The organism is Pseudomonas sp. SDO5522_S412 (assembly GCF_054071215.1).
In genome coordinates this window covers 1-12,035 of the sequence record NZ_JBSVWQ010000175.1, presented here as the reverse complement: position 1 = coordinate 12,035, position 12,035 = coordinate 1, and the positions used below count along the sequence as shown (strand labels likewise).

The window sequence follows — 12,035 nt, the reverse complement described above, 5'->3', positions numbered from 1 at the left end:
TGCGGTGGATCAGTCAGTACATCTGGCGACTGACACTGCGCATTCGCGAGCAAGCCCGCTCCCACATTTTGACCGCGTTTCGTCAGTTAGCCGATGGTCATCAGGCTGGCGTTACCACCCGCAGCAGCAGTGTTGACGCTCAACGCCCGCTCGATCACCAGGCGCTCCAGGGCAATCCCGGTTTCGCCCGAAGACAAACCGTGAACCCCGACAATCGCCCCGCCACGCTTGGCCACTTGCTGGCAAACCCCGCGCAGTTGGTCGGAATCACCGTGATGCAGCACGGCATCAAACACGGTTTCATCCTTGGTCCAGTCAGCCACCCGCGTGATCTTCGCCTGAATATCCTTCGGCAAGCGTGCGAACACGGCCTTGGTCAATTCAGTTTCCGGCCATACCGCCGAGCCGCCGACTGCCAGCACGGCCGCCAGTTGCGTCAGCAGGTCGCCTTCCACTTCCGCCAGGCACAACACGTGCTCGCGGGGCAGGATGGCGTAGCTGTTGCGCTCGCCGGTCGGGCCGGCCAGTTGGCGGGTGATACCGCTTTGGGATTGCGCGGCGAACTGCACGCACAGGGCGCTCAAGTCGCTGAGCTTGCTGCTGTCGGCCCAGGCTTTCAGGGCGGTCAGCGGCTTGCTCATGGCATCCCGCAGGCGAACATCCGGTGCGGCCAGTGCATCACCACGGACGAAGGATTGCTCGATGGCGTCCGTAGGACGGGTCGACAGCAAACGGTACAGATACAGCGGGCCGCCAGCTTTCGGGCCAGTGCCCGACAAGCCTTCGCCACCGAACGGCTGCACACCGACCACGGCACCCACGATGTTGCGGTTAACGTAGACGTTACCGGCATGGACGTTGTCGATCACCTTGGCGATGGTCTCGTCGATGCGGGTGTGCACGCCCAGGGTCAGGCCATAGCCGGAGGCATTGATCTGGCCGATAAGCTGGTCGATCTCTTTGCGCTTGTAGCGCACCACGTGCAGCACCGGGCCGAAGATCTCCCGTTGCAGTTCGTCGAAGCTTTCCAGTTCGATCAGGGTTGGCATCACGAAGGTACCGCGCTTGATCTCTTCGCTATCGGCAATCGCGACCTGGTAAACGTTGCGGCCTTTGTCGCGCATGGCCTGGATATGTTTCTCGATGCCAGCCTTGGCTTCGGCGTCGATCACCGGGCCAATATCCACCGACAGGCGCTCCGGGTTGCCGAGGCGGCATTCAGCCATGGCACCTTTCAGCATTTCGATGACGCGGTCAGCGGAATCTTCCTGCAAGCACAGTACGCGCAGGGCCGAGCAACGTTGACCGGCACTGTCGAAGGCCGACGACACTACGTCGATCACCACTTGTTCGGTGAGTGCCGAGGAGTCGACGATCATTGCGTTCTGGCCACCGGTTTCGGCGATCAGCGGAATCGGACGACCCTGTGCATCCAGACGGCCGGCGACACTGCGTTGCAGCAAGCGCGCAACCTCGGTGGAACCGGTGAACATCACGCCCTTGACGCGATCATCACCCACCAGGCGCGCACCGACGGTTTCGCCCTGGCCCGGCAGCAGTTGCAGCACGCCTTCCGGAATCCCGGCTTCCAGCAGCAGGCGCACGGCTTGTGCGGCCACCAGCGGTGTTTGCTCGGCAGGCTTGGCCAGTACCGGGTTGCCGGCGGCCAGTGCAGCGGCGACCTGGCCACTGAAGATCGCCAGCGGGAAGTTCCACGGGCTGATGCACACCACCGGGCCCAGCGGGCGGTGAGCGTCGTTGGTGAAATCGTTGCGAGCCTGCACCGCGTAGTAACGCAGGAAGTCCACGGCTTCACGCACTTCGGCGATGGCGTTGGCGAAGGTCTTGCCGGCTTCGCGGGCCAGCAGGCCCATCAGCGGCTGGATCTCGCCTTCCATCAGGTCGGCGGCACGTTCCAGGATCGCGGCGCGTTCGGCGGGCGGGGTGGCCTGCCAGATTGGCGCAGCGTTCAGGGCGCACTGGATGGCGTTGTCGACGTCTTCGACAGTTGCTTCCTGTACGTGGCCGACGACGTCACGCAGATCCGACGGGTTCAACACCGGTGCAGCCGCTTCATTGCTGGAAGCGCAACCGAGCATCGGCGCGGCTTTCCAGTTGTTATGCGCGGTAGCCAGCAAGGCGCAGGACAGCGACGCCAGGCGGTGTTCGTTGGCCAGGTCGATACCGGCGGAGTTGGCGCGCTCGGCACCATACAGGTCACGCGGCAGCGGGATACGCGGGTGCGGCAGGCCGAAGCCGCCTTCCAGCGTCGCCATCTGCTCGATGCTGGCCACTGGATCGGCCACCAGCTCCTGGATCGAGATGGATTGGTCGGCAATACGGTTGACGAACGAGGTGTTGGCGCCGTTTTCCAGCAAGCGACGCACCAGGTAAGCCAGCAGTGTTTCGTGGGTGCCGACGGGTGCGTACACGCGGCACGGACGGTTCAGCTTGCCTTCGGAGACCTTGCCTACAACCTGCTCGTACAGAGGCTCGCCCATGCCGTGCAGGCATTGGAACTCGTACTGGCCGGGGTAATAGTTCTGACCGGCAATATGGTAAATCGCCGACAAGGTGTGAGCGTTGTGGGTGGCGAACTGCGGATAGATAACTTCCGGTACCGAAAGCAGTTTGCGTGCGCAGGCAATGTAGGAAACGTCGGTGTACACCTTGCGGGTGTACACCGGATAGCCTTCCAGACCTTCGACCTGGGCGCGCTTGATTTCGCTGTCCCAGTACGCGCCTTTTACCAGGCGGATCATCAGGCGGTGGCGGCTGCGGCGTGCCAGGTCGATCACGTAGTCGATCACATACGGGCAACGCTTCTGGTAAGCCTGGATCACGAAACCGATGCCGTTCCAGCCGGTCAGTTGCGGCTCGAAGCACAGGCGTTCCAGCAGGTCGAGGGACAGCTCCAGGCGGTCGGCTTCTTCGGCGTCGATGTTCAGGCCGATGTCGTACTGCTTGGCCAGCAGGGTCAGCGACAGCAGGCGCGGGTACAACTCGTCCATCACGCGCTCGTACTGCGCACGGCTGTAACGCGGGTGCAGGGCCGAGAGCTTGATGGAAATGCCCGGGCCTTCATAAATCCCGCGACCGTGGGACGCCTTGCCGATCGAGTGGATGGCTTGTTCGTACGAGGCCAGGTATTTCTGGGCGTCATGTTCGGTAAGTGCGGCTTCACCGAGCATGTCGTAGGAATAGCGGAAGCCCTTGGCTTCGAACTTGCTCGCATTGGCCAGGGCTTCGGCGATGGTTTCGCCGGTGACGAACTGCTCGCCCATCAGGCGCATGGCCATGTCGACGCCCTTGCGGATCATCGGCTCGCCGCTCTTGCCGATGATGCGGCTCAGGGACGAGGTCAGGCCGGCTTCGTTGTGGGTGGCGACCAGTTTGCCGGTCAGCAACAGGCCCCAGGTGGCGGCGTTGACGAACAGCGACGGGCTGTTGCCCAGGTGCGGGTGCCAGTTGCCGGTGCTGATCTTGTCGCGGATCAGTGCGTCGCGGGTGCCCTTGTCCGGGATGCGCAGCAGCGCTTCGGCGAGGCACATCAGCGCTACGCCTTCCTGGGACGACAGGGAAAATTCTTGCAGCAGGCCCTGGACGATGCCTGCACGGCCGCCGGCGCTTTTCTGATTGCGCAGTTTCTCGGCGATCGAAGAGGCGAGCTTGTTGGTGGCCTCGGCCATTGCCGCGGGCAAGCGAGCCTGCTCGATCAGCATCGGCACCACTTCCGGCTCCGGGCGACGGTAGGCGGCGGTGATCGAGGCGCGCAGTACGGATTGCGGCAGGATGCTTTCGGCAAATTCCAGGAAGCACTGGTGGGCGTGGTCGGTCTGGACCTCGCCGGCTTCTTCCGCGTCCTTGCTGCCCAGGCCGTTGAGCTCGGCCAGGGTTGCACCACCCTCGAGTTTCTCCAGGTAATTGAAAATCGCCTGCTTGATCAGCCAGTGCGGCGTGCGATCAATGGAGGTCGCGGCCGCCTTCAGGCGCTCGCGGGTCGGGTCGTCAAGTTTGACCCCAAGGGTGGTCGTAGCCATCTTTTTATCCTCATGGGTGCCACTACTGCGTGGCATCAGCTGGCGGCAAGATTAGCTTTGCGCCGAGAGAGGTGCAACCGGGTGCAACCCTTTTTATCCATGAAATTTTTGATGCTGATCGGGAAAAATTATCGCCGCAGCCGAATCGGCTGCGCCTTGGTGCATTTGCTTCTGACTTTGGCTGCTCTTGCTCCGAAAAGGAGCAAAAACACGGTGTTTTTCGCAAAATACATCAAGGTGCAACTTATTCTCAAGAAACTGGTTGCACCTTATTTGCTTTGTTGAATAGCATTCGCGCCCAAGGTGCAACCTCTTACTGACGGTTCATCGGCTGATGGCTTTCCTGGGGAAACGTCAGTCATAAATGCGCGGCGCCAGGCTTCGTCTATCCACTAGCAAAGTGGATGGCCGTCCGGACAGACCGCCGCTACATAAAAACAAAGCCAGGGCGTAACTCAATGAGCGTAAGTAATCCTACCCTGATCACATTTGTGATCTATATCGCTGCCATGGTGCTGATCGGCTTTATGGCCTATCGCTCCACCAACAACCTTTCCGACTACATCCTCGGCGGTCGCAGCCTCGGCAGCGTGGTTACCGCGCTTTCGGCCGGTGCCTCGGACATGAGCGGCTGGTTGCTGATGGGCTTGCCCGGCGCGATCTACATGTCTGGCCTGTCGGAAAGCTGGATCGCCATCGGCCTGATCGTCGGTGCCTACCTGAACTGGCTGTTTGTAGCCGGCCGCCTGCGGGTGCAGACCGAGCACAACGGCGACGCCCTGACCCTGCCGGATTACTTCTCCAGCCGTTTCGAAGATAAAAGCGGCCTGCTGCGAATCATCTCTGCGGTGGTGATCCTGGTGTTCTTCACCATCTACTGCGCTTCCGGCATCGTGGCTGGCGCCCGTCTGTTTGAAAGCACCTTCGGCATGTCTTACGAGACCGCGCTGTGGGCCGGTGCTGCCGCGACCATTGCCTACACCTTCGTCGGTGGTTTCCTGGCCGTGAGCTGGACCGACACCGTGCAAGCCACGCTGATGATCTTCGCCTTGTTGCTGACCCCGATCATCGTGCTGCTGGCCACCGGTGGCGTCGACACCACCTTCCTGGCGATCGAAGCGCAGAACCCTGACAACTTCAACATGCTGAAAAACACCACCTTCATCGGCATCATTTCGCTGATGGGCTGGGGCCTGGGTTACTTCGGCCAGCCGCACATCCTCGCGCGTTTCATGGCGGCGGATTCGGTGAAATCGATTGCCAATGCCCGTCGCATCTCCATGACCTGGATGATCCTGTGCCTGGGCGGCACCGTGGCGGTGGGCTTCTTCGGTATCGCCTACTTCTCGGCGCACCCGGAAGTCGCCGGTCCCGTGACCGAGAACCACGAGCGTGTGTTCATCGAGCTGGCCAAGCTGCTCTTCAACCCATGGATTGCCGGTGTGCTGCTGTCGGCCATCCTGGCGGCGGTAATGAGCACCCTGAGCTGCCAGTTGCTGGTGTGCTCCAGTGCCCTCACCGAAGACTTCTACAAAACCTTCCTGCGTAAAAACGCCTCCCAGGTCGAGCTGGTATGGGTCGGTCGCGCCATGGTGCTGTTGGTGGCGCTGATTGCCATCGCCATGGCCGCCAACCCGGAAAACCGCGTACTGGGCCTGGTGAGCTACGCCTGGGCCGGTTTCGGTGCTGCGTTCGGTCCTGTGGTGCTGATCTCCGTACTGTGGAAAGGCATGACGCGTAATGGCGCATTGGCCGGCATCCTGGTGGGTGCGATCACCGTGATCGTGTGGAAGCACTTCAGCCTGTTTGGCCTGTACGAAATCATCCCGGGCTTCATCTTCGCCAGCCTGGCGATCTACTTCGTGAGCAAGCTGGGCGCTCCGACGGCTGGCATGCTTCAGCGGTTTGATGCAGCCGAGGCGGACTACAACCTCAATAAGTAATCGGCGGGGGCTTGAATGCCCGCTGAAGTGAAAACGGCCCGCATCTTTTGGATGACGGGCCGTTTTTTTGCCTTCCAGATCTCGCAGTGTTGTTTTCACAGATTCAGATGATCACTGAAGTAAACGGCCAATTTAAGGGCTCGCCTGGTGGCTGTGAGCGTTGAATGTGAGGCGGTTTTTATACTTTGGGAAAAGGGCTACAAACTACCGTCAGCTATCTGACAGTAGTTTGCGAAAGGGCATCCACCGATTTTGAATTCGTGGTTTTTCAGTCGTGGTCAGTGTCCGGCTGGTTGAGAAAAATCAGCACACCCAGGATCGCCATATAGAACTTGAACGCCGCTTCCTGGCCGTTCCACTGATGGGATTGCCACATCAGGAACCACTCGCCGCCGATCACCATAAAGCCGAAGAACCACACCACGAAACCCAGGGTCAGCCCGACGATTGCGCTTTTCTTGGCGCGATTGAAGTCGATAGCTGTGGCACGACGAGCCCGCCACAAGGCCAGTGCTCCACGCGCCAGCAGCACGGCCGTCAGTGCTTCACCGGCGATGATCAGCCAATATGCACCGTGCCATAGCCATGGGGTGGTGATGGCGCGATACATCGCGGCGTTGCCGGGGAAGGTGGTGTCCATGCTCAGCACATGTTTGACGAAGGCAAAGTTGGAGCCGTAGTCGGTGATGTTGCTGAAGGCCACGAGTGTGGCGAAGGCTGCCAGGGCAAGGGTCAGGACGATTTTTGCGTAGCGGGTGGCCATGTTTTTTCCATTGTCATGGGGCGACGGGGGACGAATACGCTAGCACGCTGGTGGTAGGGCTTCGATGCCTGATACATGAAGATTAAAGCGCCTGCGATGTAGGGATTTACTGATTTGCCTGCAGCGCACTCAGCTCGGCAAACAGCTGGTGCAGAATCGGCCACCCACTACTCGCAGAGAAACACCGGATGTTCGCTCCTGCCAATCAAAGTGCCTTTAGCCTGACCCTCGACGGTGTGCCCAGTGATCTCAAGGTACGTGAGTTCACGGGCGATGAATTCATCAGCCTGCCCTATCGTTTTGACCTTGAACTGGTCAGCGAGCAACCCGACCTTGACCTGGAAAGCTTGATGCATCGCCAGGCGTTCCTGGGGTTTGATGCGCATGGCCATGGTATTCATGGCCAGGTCTATCGGGTGGCGCAAGGCGACTCGGGCAAGCGCCTGACGCGTTATCAGATCACGCTGGTTCCGCAGTTGGCTTATCTTGAGCACAGCGCTCACCAGCGGATTTTCCAGAACCGGACGGTGCCGCAGATCATTGCACTGGTGCTGGAAGGGCAGGGTATCCAGGCGGATGCCTTCTCGTTTCAACTGAGCGGGGTGTACCCCGAGCGTGAGTACTGCGTTCAGTTTGGCGAAACCGATCTGGCGTTCATCCAGCGCTTGTGCGCCGAGTCGGGCATTCACTACCACTTCCAGCATCACCCCGAGCGCCACCTTTTGGTGTTCGGCGATGACCAGAGCGTGTTCGCCCAGCCTGAGCAAGCCACTCAATACGCGGCGGGTTCGGGGATGGTTGCCGACACGCCGGTGATCAAGCGTTTTACCCTGCGGTTGCAGACCCGTACCACCGATGTGAATCTGCGGGACTACGACTTCAGAAAGCCACGCCTGACCTTGGAAAGCACGGTGTCCGGCGGCCAGCGTCCCATGCTGGAGGAACAGTGTTATCCCGGGAATTTTACGGATCGCGCTCATGGTAAATACCTGGCGCAACGTAGGTTGGAGCGCCATCGCGGTGACTTTCGCCAGGCCAGTGGCCATAGCGACCAGCCGTCCCTGGTCAGCGGGCAGTTCCTGAGGATGGGAGGGCATCCTCGCCAGGAATGGAATGATTTGTGGCTGGTCACCCAGGTGACGCATGCAGGGCGCCAGCCTCAGGTGCTGGAGGAGTCGACCATCGACGCCTCAGGTGATGAATCGGCTCAGGGCTACAGCAATCACTTTGTCGTAACGCCATGGGAGGTGCCGTTTCGAACACCGCTGCTGGTATCGCGACCGCCGGTGTCTGGCTATCAAAACGCCGTGGTTACAGGGCCGGCAGGCAGCGAGATCCATTGTGACGAGTATGGCCGGGTCAAGGTGCAGATGGCCTGGGATCGCGCCGGGGAGCACGACGAACATTCCAGTTGCTGGCTGCGGGTGGCCAGTGGCTGGGCCCATGAGCACTACGGCTCGGTGTTGATCCCGCGGGTGGGCATGGAGGTGCTGGTGGGTTTCGTCGACGGCGACGCCGACACGCCGCTGGTGGTCGGTTGCCTGGCCAATGCCGCCACGCCGGTGCCGCTGGACCTGCCAGCCGACAAGACCCGCAGCATCTTCCGTAGCCAGACCAGCCCCGGCGGCGGTGGCTACAACGAGCTGCGCATCGAGGACCGCAAGGGTGCCGAGGAAATCTACCTGCGCGCCCAGCGCAACTGGACCCAGCATGTACTGCACGACCAGCACGTGCAGGTCGACAACCAGCGCGACGTGATCGTCAAAGGCCTTGATCGTCACGAGCTTCAGGGCGAAGAACAGCGCACCACCCACGGCAACCGCCTGACCGAACTCAAGCAGGACGATCACCTGATGGTCGCGGGCTCCCAGCAGGTACGTGCCGGGTTGACCATTCACATCGGTGCCGGGCAAAACGTCGTTATTGATGCGGGTGCCAGCGTGACCCTCCAGGCCGGTGGGCAGTGGATCAACGTTTCGGCGGGCGGGATTTTCAGCAGCACGCAAATCCAGCTTGGCGGCGCCCCGGCACCGGCGGGAGCGCCGCTGACGCCGGGGCTGCAGGAAAAGTTGCTGGCGGTAATGCCTGCACCGTTGAGTGCCGTCCAGGTGTCAAGCCTGAAGCGCAGCGCACCCTTTTGCGAAGAGTGCGAGCGCTGCAGGAATGGCGTGTGCAATACGCCCCTGCATCGCAATACATCACTGCCCGCGGGTGCGCCATGATTTCTCCCGGGCAGTGGCTTGAGGCTGCGCCGTTGCAGGCGGGCGAGCAGTTGTTTGTGGTGATGGGCAATGCCAGCGACTGCAAACCGCTCGATGCGTGGCGGCGTACCGACGGACGTGCACTTAGCCCCATCTGGGCGGGTAGCGAGTATGCAGCGTGGGAGGAGGTCATGCCCTACGTCGCGGTGGTCGCCGTCGACAGCGCTTTTTTGAAATGGGCCGCTGAATGTGAAGGTATCGACTGGGGTTGGCTGGCGGTGTCGTCCTGTTCCTTGCACACCGTCGTCGAGCATCTGCGCAGCCTGACCAAGGTACTGTTGCCGGAAGGGCCGGCGGTGTTCTTTCGCTTCTGGGACGGTGCTTATGTCCTGCCTGTGTTGCAGGCGCTGGGGCCACAGGCAAAGGAGTTGCTCCCGGTGTTCAGTCGCTACTGGATCAATGGTCGCCAGCATGAGGTAGCGGTTACGGCAGCGGGAGCGGCAAAGCCCGGCCCATGGTGGCAAGTGCCGCCGCAGGTTCTCCAGCACCTGGGTGAGCAATCGAGCGTTACGCAGGTGGACAACCTGTTGCAATGGCTGGAAGAACAGCGCCCGGACCTATACAGCGCCTTTGTGCCGGCGACCTTGAAGCACAAGGTCGCCTACTTCGTGCGCCGGCCGGATGTCAGCCATCAGGCGCTGGCCGCCTGGCTGGCCTCAGAGCTGGGTTGAGGCCAGCGACTGCTGCAAGTCTTCGATCAGGTCCTCAATCGCCTCAATGCCGACAGACAGGCGAATCATCTCCGGCTTCACCCCGGCCTTCGCCTGCTCCTGTTCATTCATCTGGCGATGGGTGGTGGACGCCGGGTGGCAGGCCAGGGACTTGGCATCGCCGATGTTCACCAGGCGCTTGAAGATCTGCAGCGAATCGTAGAAACGCACGCCCGCCTCATAACCACCCTTCAGGCCGAAGGACAGAATCGCCGACGGTTTGCCCTGCATGTATTTCTGCGCCAGGTGATGGTGGGGGTGATCCGGCAGGCCGGCGTAGCTGACCCACTCCACCAGTGCGTGGTCTTGCAGGAAGTGGGCAATCCTCAAGGCGTTTTCGGTGTGGCGCTCCATGCGCAGGGCCAGGGTTTCCAGGCCTTGCAGCAGCAGGAATGCATTCATCGGCGCCAGGGCCGCGCCGGTGTTGCGCAGCGGCACGGTACGGGCGCGGGCAATGAACGCCGCCGGGCCGAATTTTTCGGTGTAGACCACACCGTGATAGGCCGGCTCCGGCTGGTTGAGGCCGGGGAATTTCTCCGGGTACTGGGTCCAGGGAAAGGTGCCGCTGTCGACGATCACGCCACCCAGCGAGTTGCCGTGGCCGCCCACGTATTTGGTCACCGAATGCACGACGATGTCCGCGCCGAACTGGATCGGCTTGCACAGGATTGGCGTGGCCACGGTGTTGTCCACCATCAGCGGCACGCCACGGGCGTGGGCGACGTTGGCCAGGGCTTCGATATCGATGATATTGCCTGCCGGGTTGCCGATGCTCTCGCAGTACACCAGTTTGGTGTTGTCATCGATCAGCTCGGCGATGGCTTCGGCGCAGTCGTCACGGGCGAAGCGCACGTCAACGCCGAAGCTCGGCAGCAAGTGGGCGAACAGGGTGTAGGTGCCACCGTACAGCTGCGGGGTGGTGACGATGTTGTCACCGGCACGGGTCAGGGTCTGGATCGCGTAGTGGATCGCCGCGCTGCCGGCCGACACCGCCAGGGCCGCGATGCCGCCTTCGAGTGCTGCGATGCGTTGCTCCAGCACGTCGTTGGTGGGGTTCATGATGCGCGTGTAGATATTGCCGGGCACGTCGAGGTTGAACAGGTCGGCGCCGTGCTGGGCGTTATCGAATTCGAAAGCGACGTTCTGGTAGATCGGCACGGCGACGGCCTTGGTAGTCGGGTCCGACTTGAAGCCATGGTGCAAAGCGATGGTGGCGTCTTTCATGAGTTGTTATGACCTCCATGGATAATTGCTCGCCACAATAAATCCGCTTTCGCACCGCCAATTAGACTATTTTCGGCAGCGCCCCTGTGTTTGCGGCATAAGCGCCACCTGACGCGCAGCCCTGCACCTTTGCCTGCGTAAAAGGTAAACTTCGCCCCCTGCGCAGGAGCAACCATGAATTATCGTCACGCCTATCACGCCGGCAACCACGCCGATGTCTTCAAACACCTTACCTTGACCCGCCTCATCGCCCTGATGTCGCGCAAGGAGCAGCCGTTTGCCTATCTCGACACCCACGCCGGCATTGGTCTGTACGACCTGCAGGGCGACCAGGCGAACCGTACCGGTGAATACCTGGAAGGCATCGCCCGCCTGTGGGGCCAGGCCGACCTGCCGCCGCTGACCGCCGATTACATGCGTGTGCTGCACGAGATGAACCCGGATGGCGAATTGCGCTACTACCCGGGTTCGCCGGAGCTGGCGCGACGCCTGACTCGTCCTCAGGACCGCGTGCTGCTCAACGAAAAGCACCCGGAAGACGGCCTGCTGCTCAAGGACAACATGAAGGGTGATCGTCGGGTGAAAGTCCACCTTGGCGAAGGTTGGCACGTGCCGCGGGCATTGCTGCCGGTGCCGGAAAAGCGTGCGTTGATGTTGATAGACCCGCCGTTCGAGAAGCTCGACGAGATGCAGCGCTGCGCCGCGTCCCTCAAGGAAGCCGTGAGCCGGATGCGCCAGACGGTGGCTGCGATCTGGTACCCGGTGAAGGACCAGCGCATGCTGCGCCGCTTCTACCAGGACCTGGCCGGTACCGGTGCGCCGAAGTTGCTGCGGGTGGAATTGCTGGTGCATCCGCTGGACACGCCCAACACCCTGACCGGTTCGGGTCTGGCGATTGCCAATCCGCCGTGGGGGCTGGAGGAGGAGTTGCGTGAGCTGCTGCCGTGGTTGTCCAAGCAGCTTGGGCAAACCCAGGGTGGCTGGCAGATGGATTGGCTTATCGCCGAGTAAGCCAATCTCAAGGTATTGAAGACCCAATGTGGGAGCGGGCTTGCTCGCGAAAGCGGTGTATCAGAAACACATTCAGTGACTGA

General features: G+C 61.3%; 8 protein-coding genes. 5 read left to right on the top strand and 3 right to left on the bottom strand.

Going from position 1 to position 12,035, the window contains the following annotated elements; translation table 11 throughout:
- Positions 1–86: 86 nt before the first annotated feature.
- Complete coding sequence (gene putA, locus ACW9I6_RS25050; RefSeq protein WP_134325624.1) at positions 87–4,040, bottom strand: trifunctional transcriptional regulator/proline dehydrogenase/L-glutamate gamma-semialdehyde dehydrogenase; 3,954 nt, start codon at positions 4,038–4,040, stop codon at positions 87–89.
- Between the two features lie 29 nt (positions 4,041–4,069).
- Between putA and ACW9I6_RS25045 the strand changes: the two genes are divergently transcribed.
- Both ACW9I6_RS25045 and putP read left to right on the top strand, forming a co-directional pair.
- Entirely contained in the window at positions 4,070–4,360 is a 291-nt protein-coding gene (locus tag ACW9I6_RS25045; RefSeq protein ID WP_158213528.1) for a hypothetical protein, read from the top strand.
- 138 nt (positions 4,361–4,498) lie between these two features.
- Positions 4,499–5,983 (top strand): sodium/proline symporter PutP, encoded by a 1,485-nt coding sequence (putP, locus tag ACW9I6_RS25040; RefSeq protein WP_003209422.1) that lies wholly within the window; start codon positions 4,499–4,501, stop codon positions 5,981–5,983.
- Between the two features lie 268 nt (positions 5,984–6,251).
- On the opposite strand, the gene ACW9I6_RS25035 is transcribed toward putP, so the two are convergent.
- Positions 6,252–6,746, bottom strand: coding sequence for a DUF2165 family protein (locus tag ACW9I6_RS25035; protein WP_457339961.1), 495 nt, complete (start codon positions 6,744–6,746; stop codon positions 6,252–6,254).
- A 188-nt stretch (positions 6,747–6,934) separates the two neighbouring features.
- Here ACW9I6_RS25035 and ACW9I6_RS25030 point away from each other — a divergent pair, with 188 nt between their 5' ends.
- A complete protein-coding gene (locus ACW9I6_RS25030; protein WP_457339960.1) occupies positions 6,935–8,968 on the top strand; it encodes a type VI secretion system Vgr family protein in 2,034 nt (677 codons plus the stop codon).
- Entirely contained in the window at positions 8,965–9,678 is a 714-nt protein-coding gene (locus tag ACW9I6_RS25025) for a DUF4123 domain-containing protein (RefSeq protein WP_457339959.1), read from the top strand. Before ACW9I6_RS25030 ends, ACW9I6_RS25025 begins: the two co-directional genes overlap by 4 nt.
- Here the strand turns inward: ACW9I6_RS25025 and ACW9I6_RS25020 are convergent.
- Positions 9,664–10,941: an O-acetylhomoserine aminocarboxypropyltransferase/cysteine synthase family protein gene (locus tag ACW9I6_RS25020; protein WP_457339958.1), complete on the bottom strand. Its 1,278-nt coding sequence runs from the start codon at positions 10,939–10,941 to the stop codon at positions 9,664–9,666. The two genes, ACW9I6_RS25025 and ACW9I6_RS25020, sit on opposite strands and share 15 nt — an antisense overlap.
- A 174-nt stretch (positions 10,942–11,115) precedes the next feature.
- On the opposite strand from ACW9I6_RS25020, the gene ACW9I6_RS25015 reads away from it, so the two are divergent.
- Complete coding sequence (locus ACW9I6_RS25015; protein ID WP_003209435.1) at positions 11,116–11,952, top strand: 23S rRNA (adenine(2030)-N(6))-methyltransferase RlmJ; 837 nt, start codon at positions 11,116–11,118, stop codon at positions 11,950–11,952.
- Positions 11,953–12,035 lie beyond the last annotated feature (83 nt).

Excerpts from the sequence above, each read along its gene's own strand:
- putA (WP_134325624.1), bottom strand. The coding sequence starts at position 4,040 with ATGGCTACGACCACCCTTGGGGTCAAACTTGACGACCCGACCCGCGAG.
- putP (WP_003209422.1), top strand. The coding sequence starts at position 4,499 with ATGAGCGTAAGTAATCCTACCCTGATCACATTTGTGATCTATATCGCT.
- ACW9I6_RS25035 (WP_457339961.1), bottom strand. The coding sequence starts at position 6,746 with ATGGCCACCCGCTACGCAAAAATCGTCCTGACCCTTGCCCTGGCAGCC.
- ACW9I6_RS25030 (WP_457339960.1), top strand. The coding sequence starts at position 6,935 with ATGTTCGCTCCTGCCAATCAAAGTGCCTTTAGCCTGACCCTCGACGGT.
- ACW9I6_RS25025 (WP_457339959.1), top strand. The coding sequence starts at position 8,965 with ATGATTTCTCCCGGGCAGTGGCTTGAGGCTGCGCCGTTGCAGGCGGGC.
- ACW9I6_RS25020 (WP_457339958.1), bottom strand. The coding sequence starts at position 10,941 with ATGAAAGACGCCACCATCGCTTTGCACCATGGCTTCAAGTCGGACCCG.
- ACW9I6_RS25015 (WP_003209435.1), top strand. The coding sequence starts at position 11,116 with ATGAATTATCGTCACGCCTATCACGCCGGCAACCACGCCGATGTCTTC.